The organism is Bradyrhizobium nanningense (assembly GCF_004114535.1).
Lineage (GTDB): Bacteria > Pseudomonadota > Alphaproteobacteria > Rhizobiales > Xanthobacteraceae > Bradyrhizobium > Bradyrhizobium nanningense.
The window spans coordinates 1-15,294 of record NZ_LBJC01000016.1 but is presented as its reverse complement, the minus strand read 5'-3'; the positions used below and the strand labels follow the sequence as shown (position 1 = coordinate 15,294).

Below are 15,294 nucleotides of genomic sequence, written 5' to 3'. Positions count from 1 at the left end.
GGACCCCGAGTTCGCTTTCGCACCTACCGACTCTTGTAGCGAGGTCGAAGCCGAGCTCGCTCACGCCACCAGATCGGCCCCGCCCTCTCTGACGCCTTCCGCCACGGCGCGCGCGCCGTAGCCTAAGACACCAGTCTTGGGATCGTAGGCGAAGTCCCTGAGCGCCTTGGCGCGCTTCTCGACCTCGTAGGCCGCGAAGATCAGCCGCTCCTCTACGCCCGCCGGAAGGCTCTCCGGATGGGCTTGCTTTAGCGCGATCTCGACAAGGGTTGCGGCGATGTCCGCCGCTCGGACCAGGTCGCAGATCTGCTCCTCGAGGTTTCCGTAGTGGTTGCGGGAGGGCTCCGGGCGGGCATCGGCGCCGGGCAAACGTGTGCTATTCTCAGAAATAGCCTGAGGCATGGGTCATGTCCTTGCTAATGGGATGGTCCGGCCGTGCTCCTGCCCCGCCAGCAAGCGAAGCTGGCAAGGGGCGCCAAAGACAAGGAGCACGCCATGTCACAGACACCCAATACCGCGATCGCCGTGATCGGCATCGATATCGGCAAGAACTCGTTCCACGTCGTGGGCCACGATGCGCGCGGCGCCATCCTGCTGAGGCAAAAGTGGTCGCGTGGCCAAGTGGAAGAGCGGCTCGCAAATATACCGCCTTGCCTGATCGGCATGGAAGCCTGCGTCGGGGCACATCACCTGAGCCGCAAACTCGCATCGCTTGGTCACGATGCCAGGTTGATGCCGGCCAAATATGTCCGCCCCTATAGCAAGGGGCAGAAGAACGACTTCAATGATGCCGAAGCGATTGCCGAAGCCGTGCAGCGCCCGACGATGAAGTTCGTCGCGACCAAGACCGCGGAGCAACTGGATCTGCAGGCGCTGCACCGGGTGCGCGAGCGGCTGGTGTCGCAACGCACCGGCATCATCAACCAGATTCGCGCCTTCATGCTGGAACGCGGGATCGCCGTGCGCCAGGGTATCGGCTTCTTGCGCACCGAACTGCCCACCATCCTTGCGACCCGCACCGATGCCGTGTCGCCACGCATGTTGCGTGTCATCGAGGAGTTGGCAGGCGACTGGCGCCGGCTGGATCAGCGCATCGATGGCCTATCCGGCGAGATCGAAGCACTGGCCCGTCAAGATCAGGCATGCTCGCGCCTGATGACGGTGCCTGGCATCGGGCCGATCATTTCGAGCGCCATGGTGGCCGCGATCGGCACTGGAGACGTATTCTCCAAAGGCCGCGACTTCGGCGCTTGGCTCGGACTGGTGCCCAAGCAGATCTCGACGGGAGACCGCACGATCCTCGGCAAAATCTCGAGGCGCGGCAATCGCTACCTGCGCGTTCTGTTCGTGCAGGCGGCGTGGGTTGTGCTGGTCAGGATAAAGAACTGGGAACGTTACGGGCTCAAGTCCTGGATCGAAGCCGCCAAAAGGCGGTTGCACCACAACGTGCTCGCGATCGCGCTCGCCAACAAGCTTGCCCGCATCGCCTGGGCGGTGCTGGCCAAAGGACGCACCTTCGAGCTGACGAGGACCGACGATGCAGGCGTCCGACCCGCTTGACCCTCGCGCCGGGCTCGGCGCGGTCAAGGCGCAGCCTGGCAACGCCGGAGCCAGCCGCAAGCCAAGCGCGACGGCTGGCCTTGACCGCCCCTGCGCACGACGCGATCGACGTTCTGCGGGCCGGGACGAAGGAACGGCCCTTGGCTCGAACAAAGGAACTGAGCGATATGAGGAGCAAACGATGACGTAGCCCCACATTCCAGCCGAGGTCTGCGAGAGGATGAGACGAGATGGAGGTTCGGTCTTCCCGGCGCATGCGAACACTGGTGACCCAAATGGCCCAATCGAGGCCTGTCCGCTAACGAGAACGCACGCGCGCTGATATCCATGGTGGCCCGGAGCAAATGCTCCAATCAAAGGCCGGATACATTGATGCAAGACCGCTTACCGCCAGCTCGGCAAAACCACTTGCAACGCACGGCCGGACCATACATGGTCAGGCCCGTCCGCGGTGCTTCCAACACCACGGCGGGCCGCTCGTCATCCGAACAAGCGCGCGAATCGTACAACAGCCGCTATGGCTGGGTTAGTCGTTGCGGCGGCGGTTCTCACCGGCCTTGTGCCTTTTACGCATCGCGGTCGCGAAGCGCTCGCCCATGCTGAGCTCGGGCTCGAGCTGCGCCGACGGGGTCATATTCGGCGCATGCCGCCGCGCCCGCCAACGGTCGATCTCGTCCAGGTCGAACATACCGTTGTCGGGATCTGGCTTTGGAAAGCCGCGGGCCCTGGAGCCTCGGCAGGATCTCGTTGAACCGGGCGAGCGTGAGGTGAAGTCGGCGGGCGGCTTTCTCAGGCGGGACGTCGCCGGGGTCGACGCGGAAGCGGATATCGGAGGAATTAGGCGAGGCAGTACTCACGCCGGCCAACCGAATCGGCGCGGCCGCTGGCAGAGCGGGCAACACGAGTCAACGGTCGCGTCGAACGCTTCCACGGCAAAGATTCGGTTCACAGAACCTTGAAAGATGGAACGAATGTTCCCAATTCTCGGGGTCCGGATGCGCGCATCACCAAAGGATGCACGTGTCCTGACATAGAGCGGCCCGGGCGATGGTTGCAACACCGCCCGGGCCTAGATCCCAACCTTGGTGGCAGGGAATATGTGATTACATGGCCAGTATCTGTTTAGATAGTGCCCAACTGTCAAGTGGTCTCTGCGTCCATGCTGCCATGCAGCTGAACGGACCAGAACAATGGCAGTACTCTTCAAGACCAACTCGCCGAAGGCGTTGCTGAACGACTTCAAGGACAAGATCGATAAAGGCCATGTGGTTACATGGTCTTACGACAAGGACGGCGATTTCACGCACACGCCTGATCAGTGGCGAAATGTTGCGTGGATGAGGCCGTCGATCGATCTCGGCGGCTTGAGGTTCAACATCCTCGGGAGCACCAAAACGATCACCACAAAGGCGATCTACGGCGTCTTCCACGGTCGCTTGGTGGAATCGCTGGTGACACACAGCCAGCACCTCTTCACCGACGCGTCGACAACGGCGCTGGCGACCAATAGCGACCACATCACCACCAAGGTGGCCTGAGCCACGATGGACCAACAGCCGCCGGCTCTCTTCGCCGGCGGCTCGATCTTCTTCATCAGCAGCAAAAGGTGCCTACGATGTCAAAACGACAAGTCTTTCACTCCGTCCCCAAAGGCAATGGCTGGGCCGTCGAGCAAAGCGGCAAGGTGGTTTCCAATCACCGGACGCAGGCGGCTTCGGAGTCGGCTGCGATCAAAGCCGGCCACCGCGCTCAAGACAACGGCGGTCTCGGTCAGGCTGTGCTCCACAAGAGCAACGGCCAGATCCGCGAAGAGCGTACCTACGGCGCGGATCCGCGAAACATAAAAGGTTGAAAGATGAGCATCGCCGGCGTTGCTCTACGGAGCCAACGCCGGCGCCGACCATTAAAGGGAAAGACAAATGGGACGATCAGAGGAAGGGCCGCGCTTCTGGCCCAACAACCTCGAGGCGCAAACCGCGATTGCGGCTGCGATATTGCGCGAGTTGTTAGAGACTGGAATCACCCGATCGGATCTCAGCGTCGATCAGTTTCGGAGCGACATCCGCGAAGCCGGCTATCCAGATCCCGCCGATTTCGAGGGGTTTTTCACCGACATCATGATTTGGCTGAAGGATGAGGGCATCATCCGCTTCGGCAAGATCTCCGACGATGGGCGGGGTGGCGACATGTTTCTCGGTGTCGCGATCACCGGCCACGGCATGAATTTGTTGGGAAAGAAGATCGACGCCCTGAACGGAGCTTCCGCGGCCGAAGTCATCATGGAAAAGAAGGACAAGAATGCCTCCGCGCCTCAGCTGGTAACACTTGGCGGGTTGATAGGCGGAATCATCGGCGGATTTACGAAATCAGCGAGTTGATCCGGAGAAGTGAAAAATGAAACGCGATATGGAGCTAATCCGCTCGCTGCTTCTAAAGCTTGAAGCGCTGCCGAAGGGGCATGTGGCCAGAGTCGTCATGATCGGAGGGGCAAGCCCCGAAGTCGCAATCGACGGAGCAACAGCCGAGGCGATCGACTATCATCTATCGTTGATGGGCGAGCATGGTCTCATCGAATGCCCGCCTCCGTATGGGACGAATGGCGGTCGAATTACATTCCGGAGACTTACCTGGGCGGGACATGATTTTCTGGACTGGGTTCGCGATGACGAGATTTGGCGAAAGACCAAGCTTGGAGCGCAGCAAGCTGGGGGTTGGACGTTCGATCTGATTAAGGATCTCGCGAAGGGCTTCATCAAAAAACGCAGATCAAGAAATACACAGAGGTCGAGATATGACCCGGGCCTCTCACGTGTCAATCTCTTTTGCGTGCAGTTTTCCCTCAACTCGGAGGCGCTCGACAATCACGCCTCCTCGCACGGCGATAAAGCACAGCGTCGCAAGATCCCTAGGCTCCAGGTCTTTCGGATTTTTAGGAGGAGCGACAGTCGGGCTATCACTCCGGACCTTTGCGTAAGTTGCCTGAACTATATGCTTCGCTTGCGGTCCGAGCGCCTTGTAGAGGTCGCTGACCTCTTGATCGCCTAAACGCATATCAAGTCTGTGGGCGAGACGGTTTCGCAACCCGCCGATCGCCCGGAGCGCAGTCGCGAATTCGTCGTGCAGTCCCAGGGTCAACGCGAGCCGGAGAGTGCCGGCGAAATCCATCTCCGAGAACTTAACGTGCTTCGCTTTCGGAGCAGCCCACAAGACGAATTGCTGCAGCTCGTGCTCTATGTGGATGTGTGCACGGATCACAATTCCGAGGTCGTCCTCGCCCTGGAGCGCGGAAAAGAAGGACGCGTCTCGTTCCTTAAGACCATCAATCAGGTTATGGGCAATCGTCGGCATCAGGCCATGTTACCCGACAAACGTGATTCGTTCGGAATGCCCAGCCCTGTGAATAGCCGGGATAAGCGAGCCTTTGCTCCCCTGCACGCGCCGAGGGTGTCATGCTTCGGGTCTCGCGAATCGCGCGTGCACGTTGTCTAGATCGAGGCCGCCTCTGTGAACCCGTTCAAGAACATCATAGTAAATCTACAAGCCTCCGGCATTTCGGCCATTGCCTGCATCTGGCTGCTCTGCGTGACGACGCTCGCAATATTGGCGCCCGAAAATGGCATGTCGAGAACAGCGCTGAATGCTCTTTTGATCTTCGGTGGCATGCTGGGCAGTTCAATGGTGATTGCGCGTCGCGAATGAAGATTGACCGATCAATGGATAGCAAGGAACCAGTTGAGCCAACTCTCGCAAGACTGATGGGCTACCTGCCTGCCATCACTACGTTAGCTGTGCTCGTGCTATCCGTCTTCAACATTGGCTATTTCTCCAAAGTTGGATTGCATTTTCTGGGAGTGATGGATCTTACGAACCTCGTATATTCGCTGAGCTTTATCATCGCCATCATGGCCGGCTCTCTCGGAGTTTATTGGTGGGGCGACTATTTCGAAAGCCTACTTAAGAATATTGGCGAACCAGCGGGCCGCAAGAAGATTGCCTGGATCGTCGGCGTGTTCGTTGTCATGATGGTTACCCTCGCGTGGGGGCTCTTTCACTTTTATCCATCGACCAAGCCCGTGCACTTTCTTGGCGATCGACTGGCTGCAGTCGCATGGGTCGTCATGAGCGCTATGTTAGTTGCTGCGCATTACGTGCGCTGGACCAGAACAAGGCGCATCGGCATAGGAAATGGATTCTTTTCGTTCGTAGTAGTCGCGCTGACGATATATTGGGTCGGAAGGGCCGTAGCCGAACACGAGCTCTACATCGTGACGACGTCTTACGCCTTCACGCTGAAGGATCGCACCGTACCAATGACGGGAAAGATCCTCCGGGCCTCATCTAGCGGCTTTCTTGTGTTCACTGGCAACCGCGTCGCGTTCTTACCCTTGGGTGAAATAAAAGAGGTAAAAGCCGCAGACGAGTTGGTGGACTGACGGTAGCACGGCGACGACAGACTCTAGAGAGGCCAATACGATGGAGACACCCGATCAAGCAAGCGATCCGTCAGCGAAGAGCAAGTTTTCGACGGCGCATTACGCCGCCGTGGTGTCGACCATCGCGCTGGTAGCCTCTGGCGCAAGCGCGTTCTTTACAATGCGCAACTACGAGCTGACTGCGGCGAAAGACCAGCGCGAACTGCTTGAAAAGTCACCGATGGTCGACGTGCAGCTAAAGCCGAACGGTATTGCGAAGAGCGCGAACCTAATGATCTACATTTTCAATCGTGGCGACACCAACATCGTGCCGCAGGACATCACAGCCCTCCACCTGCTCGAGGAAGGCGAGCTCTACTTGTCGAGTTCGCAGCAGAGCGTGGACATGCTCAACGTGTTCCTCAGCCTCAACTCGATGGGAGTCATCCCACCGAAGGGTAAGGGTACAATGAAGGCAACCGTGTCTGGTGTAACTGATGGGAAGGCTGACTGGCCTGCCAACGGCGTTGATCTCACGTTCAGCGTGCGAATCCGGCTCGCCGACGAAAATGAAACGATAAAGACCATAAGCGTAACCAGAGAGATTAAGCCGGGAAACTAAGGCGGTACGGCCATCACGACGATAGCCGACAAGTTGGGAGAATGATTGTGACCGAGAAGCAGAAGACTAAGCTCAGCGATGGCGATCAAATCATCTTTAAGTTGGATGGAGGTAAGTGGACCGCACACGTCAAATACTCGAGCGGAGGAATCTCCGGTCGCGTTGTGCCATTTCCTTCCTTTGATGCTGCGGTCGCCGCCCTTAAGGAAGACCATCCCCTATGAGCGGCGTCATACGCAAATTTTGGGAAGATCTCGGCTACGGCCGAAAGTCCAACCGGGTCTTCTATGTGTCCGCCTTAGAAAACCTTCCCTCCCCGCGTCCCGGCGTCGAGTGGAGAGAGGACACCCAGTTCCGACAGGAAGAGGCGATCGAAAAGAGCGCCAGCTTCGCGCGTGTGGTTGAGGCTGCGTTGCGAGACGGTGTCGTTTCGGTTGACTCTGCGGTTGGATCCTAGCGCTTGTAGACCTTAGAGGGAGCCGAACGGTGCTGCCGCTACGGCAGCACCGCGATCACACGTTCCGCGATTGCGGTCGGCTGAACCGTTCGGTACCCCTCGCAAAAAGGAAGTCCAGTCAGATGACCGACGATTACAAGCCGATTTCCATATTCGAACGTCGACGCCGAGCTCCATTTCATTTTTTAGCTCGAGCTGACAACGCGAGATTTTCCGCTTACCTGCTATCGACGATGCCGACTGACGAAGGCGTAACAGCTAGAGCGGCCTCGATCGGCTACGGCGGCACGCCGTCAATAGCTCTGACCGAGGCGTTCAACCGGGAGCCCTCGATTGCGTTGGAGCTCGTCATCAAAGCAGTTATCGCTCAGCGGCTTGAGGTCGGCCACGACCTTGGGCAGGTCACTAAGGTGCCGGCTAACCACAATGTCCCGCACCTATGGGTAATCGCCGGGCTTCCGCAACTGCCGCCGGAAGACTCGGGCCGTCTCGTGATCGCGCGCGTTTACCTCATGTGGGCAAATCGATATCCGGCGCCAAATCGCGACGAAGACGGCTACCGAGATGACGCGGATTTGTGGCGACGTGCCCATGTTCCAGTTGGTGCTGCGGGGAATCTGAAACGGAGGGTCTCGTTCGCGTGGGACGATGTTAACCGCCTATACAAGATTGCGGACCGCAGCATTTGGGATATTCGCAAGTGCGCGGGGCTGTCCGATTAGACCCGATTGATGTACATTTTTCGACCGATTGTGTCATCGGGCCAACAGTGAATGACACGCGTCGAGATCGCGTTGCGCGTGACCGTCGTGAGTTGGGCGAAGCCGCCAACCCAGCAAGGAGTCCGGCTGGCCGCGTGATCTCGAGCCGCGATCCGGCGCTGGGCTGCCAGAGCTGCGATGGCGTGCCCTTCGAGGGGCGCCGGCGCCGCAGCCAATGCCGATCGGATCTCTTGCTCGTCGGCGTCGCTGGCGCAGGGGCATGGATTAAAGCCGCGCGGCATGTCAACGACCTGCCAGGGCGCGAGGTGGTTGCTTTCGGATTGAGTTAGCGTGGTGATACGGAATCCGCTGGGGCCTTGTGTCTCGGACACACCTGCAACGGACACTTCGAATGGGCTACTCTGGCCAAACTGTGCCAGTGACCTTGCCCCCAAGTTTTATCCAGTCCTGAGTTCGCTCCGGCTGTTGGATTGACCCGGGCGGGCGGTGGTAGCGACGGGAGCTGGCGCGGAGCCATCGGCATAGCGCAGCGCCAGATCACGTCGCGGGTTGCAGGTGAAGGCGAACTCCGATGGTGTTTTCCATCCGAGTTGCGAGTGAGGTCGCGTATCGTTGTAGTCGGCCCGCCAATGTCCGAGTTCGACTCGGGCCTGGCCCAGCGACGTGAACAGCGTCTCGTTCAGCAATTCGTCTCGGAGACGGCCATTGAAGCTTTCGATGAAGGCATTCTGCGTCGGCTTGCCGGGCGCGATGTAATGCCAGGCGACGCGGCTCTGATCGGCCCATGTCAGGATGGCGTTGCTGGTCAATTCGGTGCCGTTGTCGCTGACCACCATTTTGGGCTTGCCGCGCTCGATGATCAGCCGATCCAGGCCCGCGGCTCGCTCATCCCGTGGGCAGCCACGAGATGTGCGACAGCCTTCCGCTTGGCCGCGGGCGTCACCACTTCTTTCCCAGGAGGTCCTTCAAGGCCGCATTGTCCAGCATGGCGTCAGCCAAAAGCCGCTTCAGCCGCGTATTCTCGTCCTCCAGCGTCTTCAGCCGCTTGGCCTCCGACACCTCCAGCCCACCGAACTTGGCCTTCCATTTGTAGATGCTGGCGTCGCTGACGCCGTGCTTGCGGCATAGATCGGCGACCGACACGCCGGCCTCATGCTCCTTCAATATCCCGATGATCTGCTCGTCCGAAAAGCGGCTGCGCTTCATGCTCTGGTCCTTGTCGTGGGCCAGAGCGAACTTCAAACTGGATTAAGCCCGTGGGGCAAGGTCACCAGACGGCCATCGAGCTCGTGCAGTATGCCTCCAACGGTGTGCTTGAAGTCGTCGAAGCCCGTCGCCGGCATCGTCGATAGCGCGAGCGACACTGACTGGAACACCATTAGCTGCTCAGCCCGGATCGTCGCTGCGCATCTGAATTGCGGCAGCAGGACCACCTTGGGGCAGATCGCCGTGATGGTCTGATCCGACGTATCCCAAACCAGCGCATCGGAGACGAGGTGGACACCGTCCGAGGCGACGATCAGGTTTGCTGCTGACATTCGTAACTCCCTCGACACGATGGTGATTGGCCGAACATTGTTGACGCATAGGGAGCCACCGAGAGCCAGACCTGCGCCGATGAGCCCGGCCGCCCCTGGCAGCCCCATCGCTCCCGCGATGACCCCACCCAACGGTGCCGCGAAGGCCGCGACCGCAATCAGCGCGACAAGGCCGATCACCTGTTTGGTGGTGTTGCCGCCGGCGCCACCCAATGGATACGAGACGAAATGAACGTTGTCGTTTGCCACGATGCGCCGGCGCGACCAGTTCTTCCGCAACACCGGTTCGCCATTGATCTCGAGGATGGTCGGGAGGCCCTTCCGGAACTGCCAGCCATAAACGCGGTCGCGCCGGGCCCAGCCCGTCCGGCGCAGAAACGCCGTCACGGTTTCTCGCGGGCGCGGTGCCTCTCGCGCGACCTCGAGACCGGGCATGACGAGGTGAAGCACCGGATGGCGGCCGGCCGAGGCTCGGCGCTCGCGATGGCTTGCGCGGGCAACCCGGCTCATGGGCGGAATCCTTCGATCGGACCGACAATGTTGTGAAAGCGCTTTAGCTCGGTCTTGAGAGCGGTGTTGAGGAAGCTGACGTACACGACTAGCTCTTCAGCGGTCGCGCCGAGTCGGTGCAACGTGTCGAGGCGCTTTGGGACGATCTCGCTATAATGCACGTCGAGCCAATCTTCCGGATCCATACGCCTGGCCGGCGAGGCCTCAATGCAGAGCTCAGAAAAGATACCGGCGCACTTCCTGGCATCGAGGGCGCCTTGCTCGCGGAAGTCGGCGATTGTCGCGACGCGATCCCCCATCTCTCAAGACCCCATAAACTGGCGAACGCCATATTGGTTTTTCAGCACACGCGAACCGGCACCAGAAGAAAGGGACTGTCCGACGGAATCGTCCATCATCTTCTTGAGCGTGACCGTGACATCGCCATTGGCGTTGCGAGACGTCGATGCTTCGGCTTGAACGCCGGTCTGATTGATGACGTTGACGACGACGCCCCCGGACGATCGGTTATCGTTGGCGGCCCCGCCGGCGGAGACGCCGAGGCGACCGTCTGCGCCGCGGCGAAGCGGCATCACCGCTTCGGGTCCAGCCTCGCCCATCAAGCCGGTGCCGCCATTGGCCATTGGGAATAGCGTTGGGATCGAAACAACGCCACCGCGCGCGAACGGGATGATGTTGCCGCCGGCGAAGATGTTGCCCAACGCGCTCGGAGCCACCGGGCCATAAAATGCGCTGCCCGCAGTTCCTGGGAGCCCGCCACCGCCGCCGAAAATGCTCGCTACTCCGGAGCTCAGACCCAAGCTGTTGCCCCAGTATGGAGGGCCTGCATCATCGGCTGGATGATGGCGATCTTCACGATCATCTCTTCGATCGCGCGAATGACGAGCTTCGACATATCCTGGAAGCCCTGCCCTATCGACTTCGTGCCATCGACGATATCGGTCATCCCGGTCACCAGCTGGCCGGAGACCGTCGAGGAGAGCCCGCTGAGGGCTGCATTGGTGCGCAGCCCCTGCCTCAACGCTACCAAGTGCCGTCGCGACATCCGGATAAATGCCCCGCAGTTGCTGCGCGATCTGGACATCATCCGGGCTCAGCAGCGCAGTCTGCTGGCCAAATCCGACGTTGTCGTTCACCGCCGCGATCGCAGCTGCCAGGGTAACCTGGCCAAGCGCAGCAGCTTGGGCTTTGATCGCCGCAATGTCCTGCGCGGTCAGTCCCTGCTTATTGCGCAGCGCCCCCGCCAGCCTAGTTTGAACGGCCGTGTACTCCGCCGCGGCGCCGGCGGACATCCCGAGCGTCTCGGCTTGGATCCGTGTCGTATCGGCCTGCTGCTTCATCGCAGTGATGCCGAGCGCGTTCTCCCGCGCCAAAGCCTTCAGCGCATCCGCCTCCCGATCGGTAATGTTGATGTGGTTGAGCCGAGCCGTAGCGATCTCGAGCTCTTTTTGACGGATAACATCGGAAATCGAGGCCATGCCGCCAAGAATCCCGATGCGCTGCTGCTCGAGGCCGATCTGCTGCTTCAGCACCGCCGGGTCGACGCCATTTCCGGCAGACGGCGATTTGAGGCCGACGGCGTCGTAAAACGAACCGGCTTGGGCATTCGTGAGAACGTTGCCGGCTGCTGGTCCGGAGCGAAGCAGATTGCCCTTCACATCGACACCGGCGGCCATTGCGGCACGCCGCGCCCAACTCATCGCTCCATCGTTGAGACCATCGAAGAAGCCGTAGAGCGAAAGAAAAACGGACGTGAACTCGATCTTGAAGTCCTTCCAACCCTTGTTCCAGGCCTCATCGAAGGCGCGGGCACCTTCGCGACCATAGCCTCCTCGGCAACACTTCCGAACCGTGCCGCCGCTGAGGGCGCGTGCGTCGACTCGGAGGAAGGGTCGTTGGAGAAGCCAGCAAAGCCGCTGTGGAGGAGTCCCTTCGCCTGACTTCTGGACATGCCCATCGATCGCAACGACTGCTCGAGCTCGGTCTTCGTGGCTTGGAGTCCCTGTCGCTGCGATTGCTTCAGGATGTCGGGGGTTTTGGCAAAAATGCTGAGATCGAAAGCCGCCGTCGGTTCGTCCGGATCCGCGATTTGCTCATCCGCGAGGCCCGCATCGATAGCTTCAATCGGCGTGAACCACGTCTCATTGGCCATCCAGGCGTTGACCTGCTCGAGATCTTGACCGGTGCGAGCGGCATATGTTGTGGCGAGCGCGCCGTCGATCTTGGACAATAACCCCGCCGTATCAGTGTGGGCGTCGACGTTTCCGACGGTGATGCCCCAGCTTCTATGCAGCATAAAGAAGCTGTTGGCGGTCATTTGTATCTCGTGGCCTGCCATCGCGACGATCGATGCCGCGCTCGCCGCGAGCGCCATGATTTTGACGGTCACTTTGCCGGGATACTCGACCAGGCTGTTGTGCATTTGGATCCCGTCGAAGACGTTGCCTCCGGGCGAATTGATTTTTACAACGAGGTCGCCTTTCAACGACGTGAGGCGCTCATGAAATGCTGCTGCGGTGACATCCCAGCCGATCTCGCCGAAAACAGTGATTTCGGTGGCTCTGTCAGCCGCGCGCACATCGAATCCAGCTCCGAAGGTACGCGCAAAGAGGCGCCGTTGAGCGGATGGCCGTTTGTCGGTCGGGAGTTTGATGCTGTTGCGCATTTCGCGCGTCGTCCTTGTCGGCAAGCGATCACGGGCCTCGTGAGAGGCAGGTTTTCAGCTTGTGCCGGCGGCATCGCGCAGCCAGCGACAAGGATCTCGTCATCACCGGCCGGCATTGCGCAGGGCGGCAGCGACGAATCACTCTTACTCGATTTGCGATACCCGTCGGCAAGAGGGTTCCTAACGTTGAGCGATCGGCGTGGTGTCGAGTCCGTCGAGCGCCATAACTTGCGCATCAAGCAAAGCGCGGGCATCAGCGGTCCTGCCGGCATCGAGGAGTCCGATAGCCCTGGTCATTCGCTCCTGCAGCGTCGCGACCAAATCGAGCAACTGACTAACGGCGGCGTTGGCCGCATCACTCCGGATCGTCATCCATCACCTCAACTGCGTCGATGCCTCGGACGAGCTCGTCGAGTTTTGATCGGGCGGTCGCGATCTGGCCCGCATCGATCAGGCCGACGGATTCCGAGAGGCTTTGGCGCAACGCTGCCAACACGATCGCGAATCGGTGTTGCCGCTCAGCGGCTTTATCCTCGGAGGTTTCCGGGGGCTGCGGCCGGTTCGGCGGCCGCTCAATCACTATGCGCGGCGGGCGCCGGCGCGGATGTTCGCTGTCCGTCATGATTTTCTGTTCCTTTCAGAATGCGAAAAGTGCTTGTGGCGCAGGCTCTTTCGCGATTCTCCATGCAATTTTTGGAATTCAGATTTTTCGGCAATAATTCCGACGTCACCGCCCTAAGCCGCTGTTCTGACTCCGCTTTGTCTGTTGTTGGCGCCTAGAGTTTTTCGGTCGTTTTGACGATTTCGGCTGAAATTTCCGGCGCGAGCAAAAAAAATCTCCGAATGAGACCCATGGCGGTAGGCGCCCCCGTATCGGTTTTGGACTTTTCGCCCCCTATCCCCCGACCATCGCCGAGAGTGTTTGCGATCCAAGACCTAGCCTCGGCGAAGCAGATAGGCTCTCTGAGCCCGTAGTCGGTCGTTCCGGCGGCCATGGCAGCATCGGCCGTACGTGAGCCCTCGTACAGCATGAGGTCGACGGCGGTCTTGAGCTTGCCTAAGACGGTGAGCTTGCCGGAGCGGTTCTGAGCAGCAGCGGCTTGACGTGTGGGCTCGGTCATGACTTGGTCCTCCGTGCGAGCGCAGCGCTTGCGACCGCCCAAGGCCGCAGCGAGCGCTTCGATCGCGCATAGGAGTCTGGGGAATTGAACACACCCGATCGAGTAGGCGTTCGCACCATCCCCGCTCTTGGGGAATCCGCTTCAGCGTGATAGCGTCTCCAGACCGATCGGCGAGCCAATCCCAGCAGGATCCGTCTTTATGGCGCGGATAGGCGTGGCCCTCAGGCCTGGCTGAAGCGCGCGTGATTGGGGCTTCAGCCAGCGTCCTCTTCAACCAACTGGAGGCTCACATGCCGTCAATGAACGAAAGCGCTCTGCGAGCTCGCGCTCAATGGGCGGGTAGGATCATTGGGGAAGGTGAAGCTTACGTGACCGATTGAGGTCAATCGTTACCCCTTGCGCTCGCCCTCCGGTTGCGATTTGATGCCGTCATTTATCGGTTTGGGAGTATTTTAGATGATTGCCGGCGCAGACGAATTCTATAATCGTGTGGTGGCGACAGGATCGGCAGCAGGCAGATCGATGAATTGATTGGGATCGCCCGCGGCTTGGTGGCAGACAACCAGGTCAACCAAGCTGAAGTCGAATTCTTGCAGAAGTGGCTCGGCGCCAATCTTCACATCAGCGACCAGCCCGTCGTGCGAGTGCTTTACAAGCGGATCGGCGAGATGCTGAGTGACGGCGTGCTCGACGACGACGAGAAGACGGAGCTACTCGATACGCTCAATCAGTTTTCAAACCGAGAGATTGATGGCTTGGGTGAAGTTCTCAAATCAACATCGCTGCCGCTGAACGATCCCGAGCCGCCACTGACATTCTCCGGCCAACGATACTGCTTCACAGGCACATTCAATTTCGGCTGCCGCAAGGAATGTGAGAGCGTGGTCGAACGCCTCGGCGCCGAAGTCGGTAGCCTGACACAGAAAACAAACGTTCTTGTGATCGGCATCTACGCTACCGATTCGTGGAAACACTCGTCGTTTGGGAACAAGATCATGAAGGCCTGCGACTGGCGAGACAAAGGGTTTCCGATCAGCATTGTTTCCGAGCCGCACTGGAAGCGGTACCTTCCAACGAGCTCTTGCGTTCGCAGCGGAAACTAAGGACGTGCATCATGACGGAGCGGGAAAAGCAACAGCGCGATTCCTTATTTGAGCAGATCTTGGCGTCGAGCGCGGCTGGCTCGAGCTCGGATCATCAAAACTATGACGTGCGAAACTACGTCTCGGCCAAGGCACAGAATAAGCACCGGCCGACCAGGTCCGGATTGACGTGCTTCTCGATCTGGTCGAGGGCGGCCGTTGCCACATCGGCATGAATTGGCTTCGCTCGGAGTTGTCGCGAGACGACGAAGAAGCGATAGTCGCGCACCTTTTCGTTTGCCCCAACTGCAAACGCGCTCGGCGGATCGTTACTGAGTTCACCCCGGTTCGCGTCGTCCCTGACGAACTGGCGGGACCCCGCTTCCGTGTCGTGAGGGAAGGACGATCATAACGCTGAAGAAGGCCGGCGAGGATCTGCTGGCGGCGGCCGCGATCTAATATTGCTGCCGATGCATCGACATCCGGACGTACCGCGCAGCCCGGAGTTCGCGTGCGGATTCCGACGAAGTCGCCCAGGCGTACCGATATGAAGTCGCCCGTGGATTCCGAGACGATGTCGCCCACCTTTCCGATTTGATCTCGCC

The 15,294-nt window shown here is 59.7% G+C and carries 20 protein-coding genes and 2 pseudogenes; 11 read left to right on the top strand and 11 right to left on the bottom strand.

From position 1 onward, the window contains the following. Positions 1–60 precede the first annotated feature (60 nt). Positions 61–402 carry a hypothetical protein gene (locus XH84_RS10555; RefSeq protein ID WP_128948206.1) on the bottom strand — a complete coding sequence of 114 codons (342 nt, stop codon included), beginning with the start codon at positions 400–402 and terminating at the stop codon, positions 61–63. A 93-nt stretch (positions 403–495) separates the two neighbouring features. On the opposite strand from XH84_RS10555, the gene XH84_RS10550 reads away from it, so the two are divergent. Continuing rightward, on the top strand, positions 496–1,560 hold the full coding sequence (locus XH84_RS10550; protein ID WP_128948289.1) for an IS110 family RNA-guided transposase: 1,065 nt from the start codon (positions 496–498) through the stop codon (positions 1,558–1,560). Between the two features lie 526 nt (positions 1,561–2,086). Here XH84_RS10550 and XH84_RS39620 read toward each other — a convergent pair. Then, positions 2,087–2,248 carry a hypothetical protein gene (locus XH84_RS39620; RefSeq protein ID WP_164937349.1) on the bottom strand — a complete coding sequence of 54 codons (162 nt, stop codon included), beginning with the start codon at positions 2,246–2,248 and terminating at the stop codon, positions 2,087–2,089. Between the two features lie 502 nt (positions 2,249–2,750). Between XH84_RS39620 and XH84_RS10540 the strand changes: the two genes are divergently transcribed. The 4 genes and pseudogenes from XH84_RS10540 to XH84_RS41840 all read left to right on the top strand — a co-directional run. Next, a complete protein-coding gene (locus tag XH84_RS10540) occupies positions 2,751–3,098 on the top strand; it encodes a hypothetical protein (RefSeq protein WP_128948204.1) in 348 nt (115 codons plus the stop codon). Between the two features lie 77 nt (positions 3,099–3,175). Then, a complete protein-coding gene (locus tag XH84_RS10535) occupies positions 3,176–3,412 on the top strand; it encodes a DUF2188 domain-containing protein (RefSeq protein ID WP_128948203.1) in 237 nt (78 codons plus the stop codon). 67 nt (positions 3,413–3,479) lie between these two features. Next, the gene (locus XH84_RS10530) at positions 3,480–3,938 is read left to right on the top strand and encodes a hypothetical protein (RefSeq protein ID WP_128948202.1); all 459 of its coding nucleotides are present in this window, start codon (positions 3,480–3,482) and stop codon (positions 3,936–3,938) included. A 16-nt stretch (positions 3,939–3,954) separates the two neighbouring features. Beyond that, positions 3,955–4,257: pseudogene (locus XH84_RS41840) on the top strand (DUF2513 domain-containing protein); the annotation flags it as partial. 108 nt (positions 4,258–4,365) lie between these two features. Here the strand turns inward: XH84_RS41840 and XH84_RS40655 are convergent. Beyond that, positions 4,366–4,908, bottom strand: a complete 543-nt coding sequence (locus XH84_RS40655) for a hypothetical protein (protein ID WP_245471675.1) — start codon at positions 4,906–4,908, stop codon at positions 4,366–4,368. A 156-nt stretch (positions 4,909–5,064) separates the two neighbouring features. On the opposite strand from XH84_RS40655, the gene XH84_RS10520 reads away from it, so the two are divergent. The 5 genes from XH84_RS10520 (at position 5,065) to XH84_RS10505 (ending at position 7,773) form a co-directional block, all read left to right on the top strand. Next, positions 5,065–5,259 (top strand): hypothetical protein, encoded by a 195-nt coding sequence (locus XH84_RS10520; RefSeq protein WP_128948200.1) that lies wholly within the window; start codon positions 5,065–5,067, stop codon positions 5,257–5,259. Between the two features lie 14 nt (positions 5,260–5,273). Continuing rightward, positions 5,274–5,993, top strand: a complete 720-nt coding sequence (locus tag XH84_RS10515; RefSeq protein ID WP_128948199.1) for a hypothetical protein — start codon at positions 5,274–5,276, stop codon at positions 5,991–5,993. A gap of 40 nt (positions 5,994–6,033) precedes the next feature. After that, positions 6,034–6,594: a hypothetical protein gene (locus tag XH84_RS10510; RefSeq protein ID WP_128948198.1), complete on the top strand. Its 561-nt coding sequence runs from the start codon at positions 6,034–6,036 to the stop codon at positions 6,592–6,594. 47 nt (positions 6,595–6,641) lie between these two features. Continuing rightward, on the top strand, positions 6,642–6,818 hold the full coding sequence (locus XH84_RS39615; protein WP_164937348.1) for a hypothetical protein: 177 nt from the start codon (positions 6,642–6,644) through the stop codon (positions 6,816–6,818). Positions 6,819–7,173: 355 nt separating this feature from the next. After that, positions 7,174–7,773: a hypothetical protein gene (locus XH84_RS10505; protein WP_128948197.1), complete on the top strand. Its 600-nt coding sequence runs from the start codon at positions 7,174–7,176 to the stop codon at positions 7,771–7,773. A gap of 437 nt (positions 7,774–8,210) precedes the next feature. Here XH84_RS10505 and XH84_RS10500 read toward each other — a convergent pair. From XH84_RS10500 to XH84_RS10465, 8 genes and pseudogenes are all read right to left on the bottom strand, one after another. After that, positions 8,211–8,979 (bottom strand): annotated as a pseudogene (locus XH84_RS10500) (integrase core domain-containing protein). A 32-nt stretch (positions 8,980–9,011) separates the two neighbouring features. Further along, the gene (locus tag XH84_RS10495; RefSeq protein ID WP_128948196.1) at positions 9,012–9,821 is read right to left on the bottom strand and encodes a hypothetical protein; all 810 of its coding nucleotides are present in this window, start codon (positions 9,819–9,821) and stop codon (positions 9,012–9,014) included. Then, positions 9,818–10,120: a hypothetical protein gene (locus tag XH84_RS10490; RefSeq protein WP_128948195.1), complete on the bottom strand. Its 303-nt coding sequence runs from the start codon at positions 10,118–10,120 to the stop codon at positions 9,818–9,820. The genes XH84_RS10495 and XH84_RS10490 overlap by 4 nt, the downstream gene beginning before the upstream one ends. Before the next feature lie 3 nt (positions 10,121–10,123). Then, entirely contained in the window at positions 10,124–11,497 is a 1,374-nt protein-coding gene (locus XH84_RS41835) for a phage tail tape measure protein (protein WP_430641887.1), read from the bottom strand. Between the two features lie 20 nt (positions 11,498–11,517). Next, a complete protein-coding gene (locus tag XH84_RS10480; RefSeq protein WP_128948194.1) occupies positions 11,518–12,486 on the bottom strand; it encodes a head maturation protease, ClpP-related in 969 nt (322 codons plus the stop codon). 180 nt (positions 12,487–12,666) lie between these two features. Further along, positions 12,667–12,858: a hypothetical protein gene (locus XH84_RS10475; RefSeq protein ID WP_128948193.1), complete on the bottom strand. Its 192-nt coding sequence runs from the start codon at positions 12,856–12,858 to the stop codon at positions 12,667–12,669. Continuing rightward, positions 12,842–13,108, bottom strand: coding sequence for a hypothetical protein (locus XH84_RS10470; protein ID WP_128948192.1), 267 nt, complete (start codon positions 13,106–13,108; stop codon positions 12,842–12,844). Before XH84_RS10470 ends, XH84_RS10475 begins: the two co-directional genes overlap by 17 nt. Positions 13,109–13,262: 154 nt before the next feature. After that, positions 13,263–13,607, bottom strand: coding sequence for a hypothetical protein (locus XH84_RS10465; protein WP_128948191.1), 345 nt, complete (start codon positions 13,605–13,607; stop codon positions 13,263–13,265). Between the two features lie 527 nt (positions 13,608–14,134). On the opposite strand from XH84_RS10465, the gene XH84_RS10460 reads away from it, so the two are divergent. Then, positions 14,135–14,710: a BRCT domain-containing protein gene (locus XH84_RS10460; protein WP_245471674.1), complete on the top strand. Its 576-nt coding sequence runs from the start codon at positions 14,135–14,137 to the stop codon at positions 14,708–14,710. The last annotated feature ends 584 nt before the right edge of the window (positions 14,711–15,294 follow it).

What these genes read in the sequence shown, in the direction of transcription:
- XH84_RS10555 (WP_128948206.1), bottom strand. Translation starts at nt 402, where the DNA reads ATGCCTCAGGCTATTTCTGAGAATAGCACACGTTTGCCCGGCGCCGAT.
- XH84_RS10550 (WP_128948289.1), top strand. Translation starts at nt 496, where the DNA reads ATGTCACAGACACCCAATACCGCGATCGCCGTGATCGGCATCGATATC.
- XH84_RS39620 (WP_164937349.1), bottom strand. Translation starts at nt 2,248, where the DNA reads ATGTTCGACCTGGACGAGATCGACCGTTGGCGGGCGCGGCGGCATGCG.
- XH84_RS10540 (WP_128948204.1), top strand. Translation starts at nt 2,751, where the DNA reads ATGGCAGTACTCTTCAAGACCAACTCGCCGAAGGCGTTGCTGAACGAC.
- XH84_RS10535 (WP_128948203.1), top strand. Translation starts at nt 3,176, where the DNA reads ATGTCAAAACGACAAGTCTTTCACTCCGTCCCCAAAGGCAATGGCTGG.
- XH84_RS10530 (WP_128948202.1), top strand. Translation starts at nt 3,480, where the DNA reads ATGGGACGATCAGAGGAAGGGCCGCGCTTCTGGCCCAACAACCTCGAG.
- XH84_RS40655 (WP_245471675.1), bottom strand. Translation starts at nt 4,908, where the DNA reads ATGCCGACGATTGCCCATAACCTGATTGATGGTCTTAAGGAACGAGAC.
- XH84_RS10515 (WP_128948199.1), top strand. Translation starts at nt 5,274, where the DNA reads ATGGATAGCAAGGAACCAGTTGAGCCAACTCTCGCAAGACTGATGGGC.
- XH84_RS10510 (WP_128948198.1), top strand. Translation starts at nt 6,034, where the DNA reads ATGGAGACACCCGATCAAGCAAGCGATCCGTCAGCGAAGAGCAAGTTT.
- XH84_RS10505 (WP_128948197.1), top strand. Translation starts at nt 7,174, where the DNA reads ATGACCGACGATTACAAGCCGATTTCCATATTCGAACGTCGACGCCGA.
- XH84_RS10495 (WP_128948196.1), bottom strand. Translation starts at nt 9,821, where the DNA reads ATGAGCCGGGTTGCCCGCGCAAGCCATCGCGAGCGCCGAGCCTCGGCC.
- XH84_RS10490 (WP_128948195.1), bottom strand. Translation starts at nt 10,120, where the DNA reads ATGGGGGATCGCGTCGCGACAATCGCCGACTTCCGCGAGCAAGGCGCC.
- XH84_RS41835 (WP_430641887.1), bottom strand. Translation starts at nt 11,497, where the DNA reads ATGGCCGCCGGTGTCGATGTGAAGGGCAATCTGCTTCGCTCCGGACCA.
- XH84_RS10480 (WP_128948194.1), bottom strand. Translation starts at nt 12,486, where the DNA reads ATGCGCAACAGCATCAAACTCCCGACCGACAAACGGCCATCCGCTCAA.
- XH84_RS10475 (WP_128948193.1), bottom strand. Translation starts at nt 12,858, where the DNA reads ATGACGATCCGGAGTGATGCGGCCAACGCCGCCGTTAGTCAGTTGCTC.
- XH84_RS10470 (WP_128948192.1), bottom strand. Translation starts at nt 13,108, where the DNA reads ATGACGGACAGCGAACATCCGCGCCGGCGCCCGCCGCGCATAGTGATT.
- XH84_RS10465 (WP_128948191.1), bottom strand. Translation starts at nt 13,607, where the DNA reads ATGACCGAGCCCACACGTCAAGCCGCTGCTGCTCAGAACCGCTCCGGC.